Here is a 16,281-nt window from a genome sequence, read left to right on the forward strand (position 1 = left end):
TATGGCCAAGGAGACGGACGCTGCTTCGGATCCGGATGCCCTGGCTCTGGATGCCGTGACCAAACGCTTCCGATCCGGCAGGCATAAGGTGACCGCGGTCAAGGAGGTCTCGGCCAGGGTGAAAGCCGGGGTGGTTACCGGCCTCATCGGCCCGGACGGGGCCGGCAAGACCACCCTCATGCGCCTCATTGCTGGTCTCCTCCTCCCGGACAGCGGCACCATTCACGTGCTGGGCATGGACGTGAAGCAGGAGGCCCTTCGGGTGCAGGCGGCCATCGGATACATGCCCCAGCATTTCGGCCTGTACGAAGACCTGAGTGTTCAAGAAAACCTGGACCTGTATGCCGACCTTCAGGGGGCCCCTAGGACCGAGCGACCGGCCCGGTATGAGACCCTCATGAAGATGACCGGACTCGGCCGGTTTACCAAAAGACTGGCCGGAAGGCTCTCCGGCGGCATGAAACAGAAGCTGGGCCTGGCCTGCACCCTGGTCAAGCCCCCGGCCCTTCTCCTCCTGGACGAACCCACCGTGGGCGTGGACCCGGTCTCCAGACGCGAGCTGTGGGAGATCGTCTATCACCTGGTGGAGGAAGAGGGAATGAGCGTCCTTTTGAGCACCGCCTATCTGGACGAGGCCGAGCGATGCCAGGAGGTCCTTCTCCTTCATGAAGGGACCGCCCTGGGCCAGGACGCGCCGTCGGTCTTCAGCAGCCGGCTTCAGAATCAGACCTTTTTCCTTACGTCCCGGTCCCTCCGCAGGCGAAAGATTCAGAAGGCGTTCCATGGAAAGCCAGGGGTCTTGGACGCCGTGATCTCAGGGGACGGGGTGCGCCTGGTCATGGGCACTCCCCTGCAACCTGAGGCCGTGGCCGCGCTTATGGAGGCCTCTCGTGAGGTCGGCGGTCAGGACTTATCTGCCCGCGCTTCAACCTCCAAGCCCCGAGGCCCGAGCCCCGAGCCCGCGGTAACGGTCACCCCGACGCCGCCCCGGTTCGAAGACGCCTTTATCGCCCTGCTCACGGCCCATGTCGATGAAAAAGGAGGATCGCAGCCTGCAGATGACCCGAAGATGGCTGCCGGCATTCCCACCGGACCTGACAGGGACGGGGATGTCATCGTGGTGGAGGAGGTGGAGCGGCGATTTGGTGAGTTCGTGGCGGTGAACAAGATCAACTTCCGCGTGCGGCACGGCGAGATATTTGGTCTCCTGGGGGCCAACGGGGCCGGCAAATCCACCACATTCCGGATGCTTTGCGGTCTTCTTCCGCCCTCCGGGGGCCGGTTGACCGTGGCCGGAGTGGACCTTCGAACCGCGCCGGCCCATGCCAGGGCCCGAATCGGCTATATGGCCCAGAAGTTCTCCCTCTACAGCGGACTGAACGTGACCCAGAACCTCCGGTTTTTCAGCAGTGCCTATGGGTTGTGGGGGAAGCGCCAGAAGGATCGGATCGACTGGGCCATGGCCTCCTTCGGCCTGGGGCCTGTGGCGGACAGGGCCAGCGGGGACCTTGCTTTAGGCTTCAAGAAGCGGCTGGCCCTTGCCGCCGCCCTGATGCATGAACCCGACATCCTGTTTTTAGACGAGCCCACCTCCGGGGTGGATCCCATTGCCCGGAGGGAATTCTGGCAGCGCATCGGTCAGTTGGCCGAGGCCAACGTCACGGTCCTGGTGACCACCCACTTCATGGATGAGGCCGAATATTGCGACCGTCTGGTCATCATGGCCCAGGGCGAGATCTTAGGGGAAGGGACCCCGTCGCAGATCAAGGAACGATATCGCTCCCCGGACCTTCCGGACCCGAGCCTGGAGGACGCCTTTATCGCCATGATCGCATCCGGCGAAGAAGCAGTGAGGGACGCTGCATGAACCGCCCGAATCCATCGGAACTCCCGACCGGAAAGCGCCTGATGCGTCTGAACGGCCTGATGAAGAAGGAGTTTCATCAGATCGTCAGGGATCCTTCCAGCATTGCCATCGCTTTTGTGCTTCCCGTGATCCTCCTGATCCTTTTCGGATACGGGGTGTCCCTGGATGCCGAGCATGTCCCCATCGCCCTTGTGGTGGAACACCCGGGAACCGAGACGGCCTCATTTGTGGGGGGATTTCAGGAGTCCCGCTATTTCAGGCCGAAGACCATGAACACGATTCAGGTTGCTGAAGAGGCCCTGATGCATCGGGAGGTGGATGGGATCGTATGGCTCCGCGGCAATTTCGCCAGGGAGATGCGGGGCCCCGGATCTGCCTCCATCGGGGTGATTGTCAATGGCGTAGATGCCAATCAGGCCAGGATCATCGAGGGGTATGTGACAGGGGTGTGGTCGAAATGGCAGGAGCGACTGGCTTTGGAGCGGGACAGCCCCCTTAGCGTCCCTGTGGCGGTGGAACAACGCATCTGGTTCAATGCGGAGATGCGGAGCCGGAGCTTCCTGGTGCCCGGTCTCATTGCCATCATCATGACCCTCATCGGGGCCCTCCTCACCGCCATGGTGGTGGCCAGGGAGTGGGAGCGGGGGACCATGGAGGCATTGATGGTGACGCCGGTCCGGGTACAGGAGATCCTCCTGGGAAAGATCATCCCCTATTTTATCCTGGGCATGGGCGGCATGACCCTGTCCGTGGCCATGGCGGTCTGGGTCTTTGACGTCCCGTTTCGCGGTTCCTATTGGGTCCTCTTTGCCACGGCCGGACTCTTTCTCCTGACCTCTCTGGCCATGGGGCTCCTGATCTCGGTGGCCGCCAAGAACCAGTTCGTGGCCGGCCAGATCGCCATTATCGCCACCTTTCTCCCGGCATTCATCCTCTCCGGCTTCCTCTTCGACATCGGTTCCATGCCGAAGGCCGTGCAGTTCATCACCCATATCATTGCCGCCCGATATTTCGTCAGTATCCTTCAGACCCTCTTTCTTGCGGGCGACGTATGGAGCGTGGTGGCCTGGAACTCCCTGGCCCTGGGGATCATGTGCGTCCTTTTCCTGGTCCTGGTACGGAAGCGGATGAAAAAACGTCTGGAATAGGGGATAGAATGCTGCGCCGCATACTGGCCTTGATGATCAAGGAAATATTCGCCATTGTCATTGACCCCAAGAGCCGGATGGTCCTGATCGTCCCCCCCATTGTCCAGCTCATGGTGTTCGGATATGCAGCGACCTTCGATCTGGAGCATGTGACCTATGCCGTGTACAATGAGGACCGGGGCCGGGCCTCGAGGGACCTCCTGGCGCGGCTGGAGGGATCGCCCAACTTCCAACTGGCGGCCCGGTTAGAGAGCGACCGGGAGGTGAGGCCCCTCATCGATGACCGGAAGGTCATGGCCGTGGTCCACATAGGGCCCAGGTTTTCGGAGGACCTCCTGCGGGGCCGACCGGCGCGTGTTCAAGTGGTGGTGGACGGCCGCAACTCCAATACGGCCATGATTGTGCTCAATTATGTGCGGGGCGTTGTCACGGGCTTCAACACTGCCTGGTCCGCGGGCCGGGGAGATGCCCCGGCCCCGGCAGAGTTGCGCATTCGATTCTGGTTCAATCCCAACCTGGATTCCCGCTGGTTCATTATTCCGGGCCTGGTGGCCCTCCTGACCCTGGTGGTAAGTCTCCTCCTGACGGCCCTGTCCGTGGCCAGGGAGAGGGAGGCCGGCACCTTCGATCAGATGCTGGCGACCCCCCTGAGGCCGGTGGAGATCCTCATCGGCAAGGCCCTCCCCGGATTTATCATCGGCATGGCCGAGGCCACCTTTATCCTCCTGATGGCCATGTTATGGTTCGAGGTCCCTTTCAGGGGCGCCTTCCTGCCCCTCTATGCGGGTCTTTTCATGTTCCTCTTATCCGCGGTGGGCGCGGGCCTCATGATCTCGTCCCTCTCGGTCACCCAGCAGCAGGCCCTTTTGGGGACTTTCCTGTTTCTGGTCCCTTCCATCATCCTATCAGGCTTCGCCACCCCCATCGCCAACATGCCCCCGGCGGTCCAGTATCTCACCTACCTCAACCCCCTGCGTTATTTCCTCATCATCGTCCGGTCGGTCTTCTTGGAGGCCGCATCCTTCGATCTCCTCTGGAACCTCTACTGGCCCATGGCCCTGATCGGCGCGGCAAGCCTGGTCATTGCCGGGTGGCTCTTTCGTCGAAGGATGTATTGAGGGATTGAGGAATTGAGGGATTGAGGAGTTTGGGGATTGAGGGATTGAAGGCAAAGATATTTGAGGTCGGGACGGGCTACTCCTTGCGCGTTGCAGGTCTTGGGCACACCCTCTTACCTTCTTCCGACGGCGGCTTACGGCGTGTGAGAGATGAACGCTCAGGATGATGGCTGTTTTGCGGCCCGGTGTGAGATCTCAGCGATTCTCATTTTGGGAAAATAGCCATGTGGGAGCGGCTTCCCCCGCTAAAGACGGGATCTGCGACAAGCCGCGAAACGTCGTGGCAAGATGCCGCTCACACAGGATGTTGATACCGGGTCTGCCTCATTAATGAGAATTGCTGGTGAGATCTTTTCTGGTTGACGACATGCCGCATTAAAAAAAATGCACATTGCGCGCACGTCTGTTCACTTTTTTGTTGCAATGCGCTAGAAAAGGCCTATATTAGCCCGCCAAAAGGACGGCCCTCGGGTCATTTTTTCTGAAAATTCAGCCAGAGCAACAGGTTATATGCCGTTTCAGACGTTTTGGCGACCCACACTGAAAAGAGAGGAACACGCTATGCACGAGACCACGCAAGAAAGTAGTCCATCTGAGTTCCTGATAGACGAAAACGACGAACCTCCCAGCGGAGAAGAAGCCGAGGAGCCCCCCAGCGGATTTGCGGCGCTCCCCTTCCAGCACGCCCATTCCGCCCCGTTTGTCATTACCCCGACCCATTCCTTTCCTGTTCCACCCTTTGTCCAGCCCAGACGCGTTGCCCGGACCAGCCCCGGGACCCGGGCCTTCCGCAAACGGTTTTATCCCCAGGTGAAAGACACCCAGTGGAACGACTGGCACTGGCAGATCCAGAACCGCATTCGAACCCTGCAACAGGCCGAGATGATGCTCCACCTGTCGCCCCCGGAGCGGGATGCCCTGGTGCATCTCGGGACATCGCTCCCCTTCGGGGTAACCCCCTATTATATGAGCCTGCTCGCTGTGGACAATCCTCTGGATCCCCTGCGCCGCTGCGTGATCCCGACCGCATATGAGCAGATGGCGTCGCCGGGGGAAGCGGATGACCCTTTGGGCGAGGACTCCCAGAGCCCGGTACCGGGCCTGGTGCACCGGTATCCCGACCGGGTCCTTTTTCTGCTGAGCGATTTCTGCTCCACCTATTGCCGCTATTGCACCCGCTCCAGGATGGTGGGCCATGGATCGCTTACACCTCAGCGGGATCGATTAGAGGCGGCCCTGGCCTATATTCGACGGACGCCCACGGTTCGGGATATCCTACTTTCGGGAGGCGATCCGCTGACCATGGGAGAGGAGAAGCTGGAGTGGGTCCTCAAGGGATTGAGGTCCATTCCCCATGTGGAGATCGTGAGGATCGGGACCAAGGTCCCGGCGGTGCTCCCCCAGCGCATCACTCCGGCCCTTGTGCGCATGCTGAGAAAATATCACCCTCTCTGGATCAGCGTGCACTTCATCCACCCGGACGAATGTACGCCCGAGAGCGCCAGGGCGTGCGCCATGCTGGCGGACGCCGGTATTCCTTTGGGATCTCAGACCGTGTTGCTGAAGGGAATCAATGACCGGGTGGAGACCATGACCGCCCTGGTTCACGCCCTCCTCAAGATGCGGGTCCGGCCCTACTACCTCTACCAGTGTGACCCCATCTCCGGCTCGGCCCATTTCAGGACCCCGGTGGAGAAGGGCCTGGAGATCATTCGAGGGCTCAGGGGCTTCACCAGCGGCTATGCCGTGCCCACCTATGTCATTGACGCCCCCGGCGGGGGGGGCAAGGTTCCGCTGATGCCCGATTACGTGGCCGGAAGGCAGGGCGACGCCCTGATCCTGCGCAACTATGAAGAGAAGTTTTTCAGCTATCCCGATGCCGCGGACGCCTCCTGTCCGGACGGGCTGTATCAATAGGTCCGAGAGAAGAGAGGCTATGCGCATCGGACTGACCTACGACCTCCAGAGCGAATACCTGGCCCAGGGATACGGCGAGGAGGAGACGGCCGAATTTGATCGGGACGACACCATCGAGGCCATCGAAGGGGCCCTGGCCGAGCTGGGCCACCAGGCCGAGCGCATCGGAAATGCCCGGAACCTGGTGGAGGCCCTGGCCGGGGGCGCAGCGTGGGATCTGGTCTTCAACATTGCCGAGGGGCTTCACGGCATGGGCCGCGAGGCCCAGGTCCCGGCTATCCTGGAGGTGTACGGCATTCCCTATACCTTCTCTGATCCGTTGGTCCTGAGCCTCACCCTTCACAAGGGGATGACCAAGCGGGTCATCCGGGATGCGGGACTGGCCACTGCGCCGTTCCTGGTGGTGGGGCCCGGTGAGTCGGTCCCATCGGTTCCCTTTCCGCCGCCCTATTTTGTCAAGCCCGTGGCCGAGGGGACGGGCAAGGGCGTGACCCCGGAGTCCCTGGTCCACCGGGAGGAGGACCTGCCCGGGGTCTGCACCCGGCTGGCAGCGCGATTTCATCAACCCGTGCTGGTGGAAGGCTTCCTCCCCGGCCGGGAGTTTACGGTGGGCATCGTGGGCACCGGGTCGAAGGCCGAGGTGCTGGGCGCCATCGAGGTGGTCCTGGGGAACCGGGCCGAGGCGGGCATGTATTCCTATGGGAACAAGAAGCACTACGAAGACCGGGTGGAATACCGGCTCTGCCGTGCCCAGGATGATCCGCTCATCGCCCAGGTGGAGGCCCTAGCCCTGATGGCCTACACGGTCCTGGAATGCCGGGATGCGGGGAGGGTGGATATCCGGTGCGACGGGGAGGGCCGCCCCCATTTTTTGGAGATCAACCCCCTGGCCGGGATTCATCCGGTCATATCCGACCTGCCGATTATCTGTAACTTTTTGAAAATTCCTTACATCTCTCTCATCGGCCGGATCGTGGCCTCGGCCCTGGAGAGGGTTTGAGGCCCCTGTGCGCTTAGCTGTTGTCCACCATGCGGTCGGCCCGGATGCCCCAGCCGACGAACAGGATGTCCTGGACCAGGCTGCGGCCGTGGCCTCGGCCCTCGAGGCCCTGGGACACGAGATGAGCGTCCTTCCCTGCACCCTCAATCTGGAACATATTCGTGGGAACCTGACGAGCCGGCGGGTCGAGGCGGTCTTCAATCTCGTGGAATCGCTCCATGGAACAGGCCGGCTGATCCATCTGTTTCCTGCCCTTTTAGATGCGATGGGCCTCCCCTATACGGGGTCGAGCGCCCTCTCGATCCTGACCACCAGCCATAAGATCCTGGCCAAGAGACGTCTTCGGGCCGCAGGGATTGCGACCCCTTCCTGGGTGGGACCGTTTCCGCCGGACGGGAGCGGGGACGATGTTTCCGGTGCTGTAAAAGACGCAGGGGATGTGTGGATCATCAAGTCCCTGTGGGAACACGCATCCATCGGTCTGGACGAAACATCCATTGTTGAGGGGAGGAGGGAGGACGTGGCCGCCATGCTCCCGCAAAGGGCGTCCCTCCTGGGCGGCGCCTGTTTTGCCGAGCGGTTTGTGGAGGGCCGGGAGTTCAACCTGTCCGTCCTGACGGGGTCTGAAGGTCCCCAGGTCCTCCCTCCGGCCGAGATCCTGTTTAAGGACGTTGCGCCAGGCGCCCCCCGCATGGTAGGCTACCAGGCCAAGTGGGACCCGGGCTCCCATGCCTGTCAGAACACCCCCCGGCGATTCTCAGAAGGCGGCGAGGATGGCCCACTGCTTCACGAACTTACCGAGGTGGCCCTCCGGTGCTGGGACCTTTTTTCATTGAAGGGCTATGCGCGGGTGGACTTCCGGGTGGACGACCAGGGAAGGCCGTGGGTTCTGGAGGTGAATGCCAACCCGTGTCTCTCGCCGGACGCCGGATTTGCCGCGGCCCTGCAGCAGGCGCGCATACCTTTTGAGGAAGCCATCAGGCGAATCCTTGAGGAGACTGTTGGAATTGGCGATTAGATTCTGGTTACTGGATACTGGATATTTGCTGCAATTGAAAAATGAAAATGGAATATTGAAGAAGTGAAAGGCTGCCCGATCACCTATGACCTCAGCCTTGTGCTCGATACAGGAATGAAACAGGTCGTTAGCCGTTCGTCACCGGGTATTGCTCATTAATTGTTGCTCTTTCGACATTGGATGTTCGGTGTTGAATGTTGGACGTTGATCCTTTTTTTGGTAAAAGCGTGCCTGCCCTAAAACATGACCAGGAAGATCGTCTAAAAGGCGTAGCGTTCCGCTACGAGGTCCTCCCCAAGGATGTGGAGGACGTGCGCGCCCTTGTAGAAAAGACCGGGTTCTTTCGCGTCGACGAGATATCGGTTGCGGCCGAGCTGGTGGCCGAGCGCTTGAACCGGGGGCCGGAGAGCGCATATTATTTTGTCCTGTCTGAGGAGGGGAGTCGGCTTTCAGGGTATGTGTGCTATGGCCCCATCCCTTGTACAATCGGGTCTTATGATCTGTATTGGATTGCTGTGGATCCCACGTTCCAGGGAAAAGGCCTTGGTAGATCTCTTCTCCATGAGGCCGAGCGTCTCATCCGGGAGATGGGCGGGACCCGAATATATGTGGAAACCTCCTCCCGGGGCCAGTATGTCAGCACCCGTATCTTCTATGAGCGTTGCGGGTACATGCTCGCATCTGTGCTCGATGACTTCTACGGCCCCGACGACAGCAAGGCAATCTTCCTCAAGGTACTGACGTCTTCCACAGGGTAACCCGCGGCCTAATCCCCGACAGAACACAGTCCTCTTCTCCATCTTGACCGTGATTTCTATCCCATCGTCCGTCACCCTCGGCATATCCTCGCAACAAACGATGATCCTCCGTCGAATGGCTCTGCCGCGACCTCTCTCTTCAGGTAATTTGCCACAGAGGCATTCAGGAATCGATGCGGCTGGTCGGCAAGATATATGACAGGAAGCTATCCATGATTCAGAAGCCTGTTCAGATCGAAGTCAGGGGCCAGCTCCGCGGCGTTGAAGCCGAACAATTCATAACGGACGTGCAGGAAAGGGACACCCTTTATACCTGTATATTCACCAGATCTATCACTCTCTGGAGATCGACCCCTTAAGCTGCCAGAGCGGGTTTCCTTTCCATGGCACGATAAAAGTCATTCATTCACCGGCACTGTGGGAAGCCGGAGATTGGAGACGATAAGACACTCGCGTTCAAGAGGCATTTTTCAGAACACTCTCAAAACGATCAACAAAAGACTCACCTGTGGCCTCTGCCAGGTCATTCAGCCAGCGACGGATGTAAGGGGTGTCCATTTCGGGGTTTTTGATCAGGATGGATTTGACATCTTCCATATCACGGGGCCTTCCGGCAAAGATTTTATGTATTACAAGATCCTCAGCCGATGCGAACTTTACGTCGACGCCTTCCATGTTCACCAGGCGTACCATTTCCATGGCTTGACGCTCATAGGGAGAAAAAGAAAAGATGAAATCAACACGGATGTGGCTTTTGGGATCTTGACAGGGAAGGACCATGGTTCGAAGAGTAAAATCGGTAGGGTCTACGAGAGGTTTTAATCCAACTGATCCAACGGCATCCAACATCTGATCAATTTTGTCGGTTCCAATCCCAACGGTCACATCGATGTCTCGAGTCATGCGGGGCTCTCCGTGGAGGAGAACAGCCTGCCCTCCAATGACCATATAGGGGATGCGTTTTCGATCCAGCACCAGGGCGATTGTTCTAAGAAGTTTTGTGAACATTGAGTACACGCGCAAGTCTGATATCGTTTTCAATCCCTTCCAGCGGATCTTTCAGCGGTAACGCCCCCATTGCAATGGCCTCGCGATAAAGCCCTTCAAAGAGAGCGAGATTCTCGAAATAGTCGGGGGTGGAAGACCGAATCAGAACTTTGTTCAGCTCTTCAATCAAATGGATATTCTGAATCATGCGCTGCACGAACTTTCTTTTGATAAGAGGTTTGGAAAGGGGGCCATTAGCCGTCACGCCCTCCTATTCTCTCACGCATGGATCGGATAATTCGAGCGTGGTGGATTACACTCAGCTTAAGAATATCCTATTGATTTGTCAATTAATATTCCTTTCTTTAAACCGCATCCTATTCAAATTTCCTGGCGGCGAAATGTAGAACCAGAAAAGCCACTCCGTCACGAGGTCTTTTTTGCTTCTGCATCTGATTTCTACGGCAGCACCGGTCCTTCCATGCTGCTTCGGTTGGGAGATGGCGCTCCGGTCGGAAAGTAGACCAGGATTGCCGGCAAGCGGTATTTCGACGAATCTACCGGCATGAACGGTCTCCCGGTTGTCATCCACGGCTGAAACTGGAATAGACAGAAATCTTGTCAAAGAGTGCTGCCTTTTTCAGCGGCTTGGACAGATAATCGGTGCACCCTGCATTCAGGCATTTCTGACGGTCATCCGCCAGGGCATGGGCGGTGAGGGCGATGATCGGAGTGGCGTCTTTGTTGGTTTCCTTTTCCCACTTCCGGATCTCACGGGTCGCGGTATAGCCGTCCATGACCGGCATACGCATGTCCATGAGCACAAGGTCATAGTCTCCGGATACGAATTTATCCACGGCGATTTCCCCGTTTTCGGCGACTTCAATGGTGTGCGGACTCTTTTTTAAGAAGGCCTTGACCACGATCTGGTTCTCTTTTGCATCTTCCACCAGGAGGATATGGAGAGGACGGATCGTTTCTTCCGTTTCTCCCTTTGTGTCCGGGGCTTCCTCCTGAGGGGGCGCCTCTGCCTTTCCAAGTGCTGTTTGAATCGCCTCTTTCAACTCCTGGCGCTTGACCGGTTTAACCAGATAGATCGAAATGCCGATCTCCCTGGCCCTTGAGATATCCCGGCTGCTCTCTTCCGAGGTAATCAGCAGCAAGGTTTGTTTCATATGATCGAAGCGCTCCTTGATCTTCCGCGCGGTTTCAAACCCGTCCATTCCAGGCATTCTGCTGTCTAACAGGATCAAGGGGAACGGTTGATGGGTCCTTTCGGCCTCCGCAATGATCTCCAGGCACTCCGAACCGCTTTTGGCCTCACTGACCTCCAACCCCCAGGAGGTCAGTGTTTCATTGAGAATGAGGCGATTGGTGGCATTGTCATCAACCACCAGGGCCCGAACCCCTTTAATATCCGAAGGAACCGGCATCTTTGTTGCCGCGGGCTTGGGATCGACCTGGAACCACGCGGTGAAAGAGAAGGTGCTTCCCTCACCCGGGCGACTCTCTACCCGGATATCCCCGCCCATCAACCTGGCCAGACGCCGGGAAATGGCCAGGCCCAGACCCGTACCCCCATACTCCCGTGTGGTGGAGGTATCGGCCTGGCTGAAGGTCTCGAAGATTATGTCCTGCTTATCCTTTGGGATGCCGATCCCGGTATCCCGAACCGAGAATTCGAGCGACACTGTGCCCTCACGCTCCTCAGCCGTCCTTACTTCCAGGACGATCTCGCCCTTGTGGGTGAACTTCACCGCATTTCCGATTAGATTCACCAGGACCTGCCGTAACCTGATAGGGTCTCCCACAAGGTGCACCGGTGTGTCGGGCAGCACATGACAGAGGAGTTCCAGTCCCTTCTCGTGGGCCCTCAGTGCCATGAGTTCACCGATCCGCTCAACCACGGCCAGGAGATCAAAACCGGTTTCCTCCAACCCAATCTGTCCGGCCTCCACCTTGGAGAGATCCAGAATATCATTGATCAGGTCCAGAAGTCCTTCTCCGGCATTGCTCAGGATATGGACATATTTTTTCTGTTCAGGGGTCAGAGAAGATTCCCGGAGGAGATCGGCCATGCCCAGGATGGCATTCATCGGCGTCCGGATCTCATGGCTCATGATGGCCAAAAACTCACTCTTGGACTGGTTTGCGCGGGCCGCCAGTTCCTTTTCCTGTCTGAAGGTACGGATGCGGTCCCCGAGGGCCAGGGAGAGCAAAACGGCCTCCAGAGAGATCGAGGTCTCAAATATTTCAAAAGACAACTGGAAGTAGGGGAGTACCCCCTCCAAGATGAGGGCGTAATAAACGCCTGAAATACATGCGATAATTTCAGCCAGCAAAAAAAACCTCGCCGGTTTGAAACCCCGCTTCCAGCATGCCAGGCCGATCCAGACAAAAATAAAGGATGAGATAAAAATCAATAGTGAAAGGCATTGACTTAAGACCCGGATATCACCAAACAGGCTCGACACCACAAGTATCAGGCATAAGGCCAAAAAGATGACCAGCACCTTGTCGCCCAGGGGGTAGTTTTGTTTTGTGGCCAGGAATGATCGGGTAAACATCACCAGGAAGACGAAAAATGTCCCCCCAAAGAAGAGGACCACGCGCCCATGTCGCATAAATTCGTGGGGGCCGATGCCCCCTAAGAAAGTGGTGTCAATATGACCATACACATAGACGGCGAAAGACAGCAGGTAAAGGACATACCAGAGGTAGCTTCTGCTCCGAAGGCTGATAAAGAGAAACAGGTTGAATGCTGCCATGGAAAAGATGACGCCATAGTTGATGCTTTTCCATGTCTTTTTCACAATGGATACGTCAAGATAGGCGGCATCTTGATAGATATTGAGGGGCAACAGGATATCTGATGCGCCTTGTAATCGCAGATAGCAGGTGACGGGTTTTTCAAGATCGTTCGGGAGATGAAAAAAGGGGAGTTTCCGATGGGATCGGCCGGGGAAGGCGCCTGCGGAGGTTCCAACCTCCTCCATGATCCACCCCTCTGATGCGCCGCCCGTATCCCTGGCGGACCTGGGGATATAGAATTGTGTAAACAAAGGAAACGGCCAGTCCACGTCAAGAAGCCATTTTTGTGGGGTCGGGCTGTCTCCTGGGCCTGGCTCGGCCTTGACTGTGAAACGGAGCCAGAATGCAGAAGCGCTCATGCCCAGGTTCGGGGTCTGTGAGTCCACAAGTTTGAATTGGTCCGACAAGGGGGGAGTCGTCACATCATCGATGGTCCATTTTCTCTCTTTGTCCTCTAGGATTTCTGCGTAGGGCGACAGGTCATAGTGATCCTGACCGGGCTGGAGCTGAAGCGTTGGAACATCTCCTGCCGTGCAGACAGGGGCCATGAACAGGCACAGGATCAGGATTATCGTGAGCTGACGGATAACCCCGCCCTTGGCCGCCTTTTCCAGCTTTTCGGGCGGTATCGCGCCCAAGTCCTTGATGTCCTCGACGACATTCACCACATCGGCGGTGTATTCTGCCTTGTCAAGTCCTTTTATGATCGCCTCATCGGAGGGATATGAACGGATCAGGATGTCCAGAACCTCATGTTCCGTGGCGATGACCACATGGACACGATAGCCGCAAACAAAGGTCACCTCATCCATGGCCTCGTAGTCAATGGGGTTGCTCATGGCCACGGCAACCTCCCGGCCCCTGATGGACAGGGGTATCAAGCGCCTTTTGAAACAGAGCTTTGCAGGGAGGAGTCGCAGTATCTTGGGGTCCACTTTGACATTCTTGAGGCTGATCATCCGGATGCCCAACTGTTTGGACAGGGTGCGGCAGATGTCCATCTCGGAGACCCACCCCATTTCAACGAAAACCTTCCCGATGCGTTTCCCTGTCTGGCCGGATATTTTCAGGGCCTCCTGGACCTGCTCTTCGCTCAGAACGCCGGCTTCCTGAAGGATCTCGCCAAGTTTTTTGCGTTTCATGATGTGTCCTTGTGGGAGCTTAAAGGTGAAAGCTCAAAGCTGAAAGCTCAAAGGATCGTTCAACCCGCTTTCAGCTTTCAGCTTTGAGCTGAGGGACGAAATTGGGCGGGTACGTCCCGCCTTCCCCTTTCAGCTTTCGGCTTCTTCGTAGACGACCTCTACTCGGTCGATATATTCGGAAAGGTTCTGGACCTGGTTTTTGATATCACCCGTATTCAGTTCCTTTGCCGCCATTTCAATGGATTTTCCTATCTCCGAAACCGCGTCAAACCCAAAGGTTTCCCCGCTTCCCTTCATGCGGTGGCCCGCATCCCGAATGGTTTCGAAATCGTCTTTTTCAAGGGCCGCACCAATGGCTTCTATATATTCCCGTACCTGCCCCATATACCAGGGAATGTCATCGGCCAGGTCCGGGTCCGCATGCACGACGATCCGTTCTGTTTCCATAGCCATCTCCTCCTATCTGTTTTCAGGGTTCCAGGCCCTGATGCATGCGGCCTGTCTGCTCTGGAGAGATGTACGCCAAGGCCCCTTCCAGGGAATGCGGGTTTTCCGAGGCGACGGTTTCAATGGATTCGAAGGTGGAAATTCTGAAGCCGATGATTTTGACCCGGTCTGATTCCGGATGATGGAGGATATGGGATGGGTTGATGTTCTTATGGATGATGCCTGCGGCATGGATGACCCCGAGGTGTTCTGAAATTATGGAAGCCATCTGCAGAAAAACATTGGGGTCTGCATATGTGCCGGATCCCTTCAGCCGGTACAGAGAGCGGCCGCCAAAGTCCTCCAGTACCAGTACATGGCGGTTTCTCAGGGCCAGATCTCCATGCAGTTTAATGATGCCGGGGACATCGGACTGATTCAAAATGGAGAGGATGTTATATTCCTGTTTATACCGGGTCATCTCCGCAATGGAAGGATAAGCGTTCCTCATTGCCATGAGGACCACCGGAAGATCGTCCTTGATCCGACGAGCGCCGAGGATCAGGGACGTGTGGCTTTCACATAGGGTTTCCTTTGGCTGATATCCGGGAATTGACATCATGGCCATCGACTTCCACAGGTTTTTGAGATATTCCAGGATGCTGCATCTGCGGTACTCTTAGATAAGAAAGAGAGGTTTGTCAAGGAAGTTGTCGCCGTTCGCCACGAGCATCACCGAAGATCAGAAGTCGGCTTTCGGAGCCGCGCGCGCCCGGAAAATTTCTGGGAGTTGCACCAATACCTTTTTGGTTGCGGCTGTTAGACCGCCTTGGGAAGAGAGGGGTATAGAACTCAATCTAGCGAGTGCTCTGCAACTACGAAAAAATTGATATCCGTTTGATAATGCTCTTCAAATTAGCTGCATGGGAGGGATATTAAGAAGGTGGTGCCTTCCGCCTCTGTGGAGGTGAAAGACACATGCCCGTTCAGATATCGTTCGGTGAGAAGCTTAATGCTGTAGGTTCCGAGGCCTCTTCCCTTTCCTTTGGTAGAGAAGGATCGTTGAAAGACCTGGAGCTGGCTGTCCCTGGGCATGAAGCCCGGATTGTGAACCCATATTTCAACACGGTTTTCTCTCCGTCTGGCGCCAAGAGTCACGGTTTCTCCGGCGGCAGAGGCCTCCAGGGCGTTTTTCATCATATTGCCCAAGACGCGTCTTAGAATAGTTAAATCAGCTGTGAAATCAAATGGTTGTGCTTCAACATGAATGGCCGTACGCCGGCCCTTCGATACCATATGGTTCTCATATAGACCGGCGACCTCCTCCAGGAGAACATCGGCCCGAACCGTCTCCGGATCAACTGTGAGTTCGCCGGTTTCCGCTGCGCTGAGCGCCTTCTGGGCTTGTATTTCTTCAATGAGACTATGGGCCCCGATGCGGATGATGTCAATGAGTTCACCGGCCTTCCGGGGATCGGCCTCCTCTTTCAGAAGTTCTGCCAGACCCTGGACCCCGCCGGCAGTATTGAGGACATCGTGAAAAAAGATCCGCTCAAGGGCCCGGCGCCGCTTCTCATGGGTGATGTCTTCAAGGGCAAAGGATATAAATTCATTTCCATCTGTCCATGGGCAGGCAAAAGCCCTCAGATCCAGCGCTTCTCCGTTTCGGGTGGTGATCCGGCACTCCTGCATATTTGTTTTCCCGCCGATGGCGGCAACAATGGCCCGGGCCGCCCCGCACGTCCTGCAGAATTCGGTTGTGCCGCATCCTCCCGCTATCTCATCCAGATGGACGCAGTTAAGTGCTTCCCCGGGCCGGAGCCCGTATAAGGCCTGGGGGTGTTTTTTTCCGGCGAGATCCGCCAGGGCCTGGTTTGCAAAGACGATCTGGCGATGGGTGTTGAGCACCACGAAAATGGTGGGGAGTGCGTCGGCAAATTGTCTGAGATAGGATAGGTTGGAAAAGAACGCCGATTGGATCTGGATCTCCTCCGGGGGCAGCCTTTCTGCGGGTGCGAACCGGGTCGGGAGGGCGGATGGTTCCATTTTTGTCTCCTCGGATATAGGGGGCCCTGACCTGAGGTGAAAA

General features: G+C 57.1%; 13 protein-coding genes. 7 read left to right on the forward strand and 6 right to left on the reverse strand.

Annotated elements, in window-relative coordinates:
• The first annotated feature begins 1 nt into the window (after position 1).
• The 7 genes from K9N21_13330 to K9N21_13360 all read left to right on the forward strand — a co-directional run bounded on the left by K9N21_13330 (position 2) and on the right by K9N21_13360 (position 8,826).
• On the forward strand, positions 2-1,867 hold the full coding sequence (locus tag K9N21_13330) for an ATP-binding cassette domain-containing protein (GenBank protein ID MCF8144892.1): 1,866 nt from the start codon (positions 2-4) through the stop codon (positions 1,865-1,867).
• Positions 1,864-3,015, forward strand: coding sequence for an ABC transporter permease (locus K9N21_13335; protein MCF8144893.1), 1,152 nt, complete (start codon positions 1,864-1,866; stop codon positions 3,013-3,015). The genes K9N21_13330 and K9N21_13335 overlap by 4 nt, the downstream gene beginning before the upstream one ends.
• 8 nt (positions 3,016-3,023) lie before the next feature.
• A complete protein-coding gene (locus K9N21_13340) occupies positions 3,024-4,133 on the forward strand; it encodes an ABC transporter permease (protein MCF8144894.1) in 1,110 nt (369 codons plus the stop codon).
• Between the two features lie 561 nt (positions 4,134-4,694).
• Entirely contained in the window at positions 4,695-6,050 is a 1,356-nt protein-coding gene (locus K9N21_13345) for a KamA family radical SAM protein (protein MCF8144895.1), read from the forward strand.
• Between the two features lie 19 nt (positions 6,051-6,069).
• Entirely contained in the window at positions 6,070-7,050 is a 981-nt protein-coding gene (locus K9N21_13350; protein ID MCF8144896.1) for a D-alanine--D-alanine ligase, read from the forward strand.
• Between the two features lie 7 nt (positions 7,051-7,057).
• Positions 7,058-8,068: a D-alanine--D-alanine ligase gene (locus K9N21_13355; protein ID MCF8144897.1), complete on the forward strand. Its 1,011-nt coding sequence runs from the start codon at positions 7,058-7,060 to the stop codon at positions 8,066-8,068.
• 194 nt (positions 8,069-8,262) lie between these two features.
• Positions 8,263-8,826, forward strand: coding sequence for a GNAT family N-acetyltransferase (locus K9N21_13360; protein ID MCF8144898.1), 564 nt, complete (start codon positions 8,263-8,265; stop codon positions 8,824-8,826).
• Between the two features lie 456 nt (positions 8,827-9,282).
• Here the strand turns inward: K9N21_13360 and K9N21_13365 are convergent, their stop codons facing one another.
• The 6 genes from K9N21_13365 to K9N21_13390 form a co-directional block, all read right to left on the reverse strand.
• A complete protein-coding gene (locus K9N21_13365) occupies positions 9,283-9,834 on the reverse strand; it encodes a nucleotidyl transferase AbiEii/AbiGii toxin family protein (GenBank protein MCF8144899.1) in 552 nt (183 codons plus the stop codon).
• The gene (locus K9N21_13370) at positions 9,815-10,078 is read right to left on the reverse strand and encodes a hypothetical protein (protein ID MCF8144900.1); all 264 of its coding nucleotides are present in this window, start codon (positions 10,076-10,078) and stop codon (positions 9,815-9,817) included. The genes K9N21_13365 and K9N21_13370 overlap by 20 nt, the downstream gene beginning before the upstream one ends.
• Before the next feature lie 319 nt (positions 10,079-10,397).
• On the reverse strand, positions 10,398-13,766 hold the full coding sequence (locus K9N21_13375; protein ID MCF8144901.1) for a response regulator: 3,369 nt from the start codon (positions 13,764-13,766) through the stop codon (positions 10,398-10,400).
• 129 nt (positions 13,767-13,895) lie between these two features.
• On the reverse strand, positions 13,896-14,213 hold the full coding sequence (locus tag K9N21_13380) for an Hpt domain-containing protein (protein ID MCF8144902.1): 318 nt from the start codon (positions 14,211-14,213) through the stop codon (positions 13,896-13,898).
• Positions 14,214-14,235: 22 nt separating this feature from the next.
• Positions 14,236-14,814 carry a serine/threonine-protein kinase gene (locus K9N21_13385; GenBank protein ID MCF8144903.1) on the reverse strand — a complete coding sequence of 193 codons (579 nt, stop codon included), beginning with the start codon at positions 14,812-14,814 and terminating at the stop codon, positions 14,236-14,238.
• A 293-nt stretch (positions 14,815-15,107) separates the two neighbouring features.
• Complete coding sequence (locus K9N21_13390) at positions 15,108-16,238, reverse strand: GHKL domain-containing protein (protein MCF8144904.1); 1,131 nt, start codon at positions 16,236-16,238, stop codon at positions 15,108-15,110.
• Between the last annotated feature and the right edge of the window lie 43 nt (positions 16,239-16,281).

This window comes from Deltaproteobacteria bacterium (assembly GCA_021737785.1).
Taxonomy (GTDB): Bacteria; Desulfobacterota; DSM-4660; order Desulfatiglandales; family Desulfatiglandaceae; genus AUK324.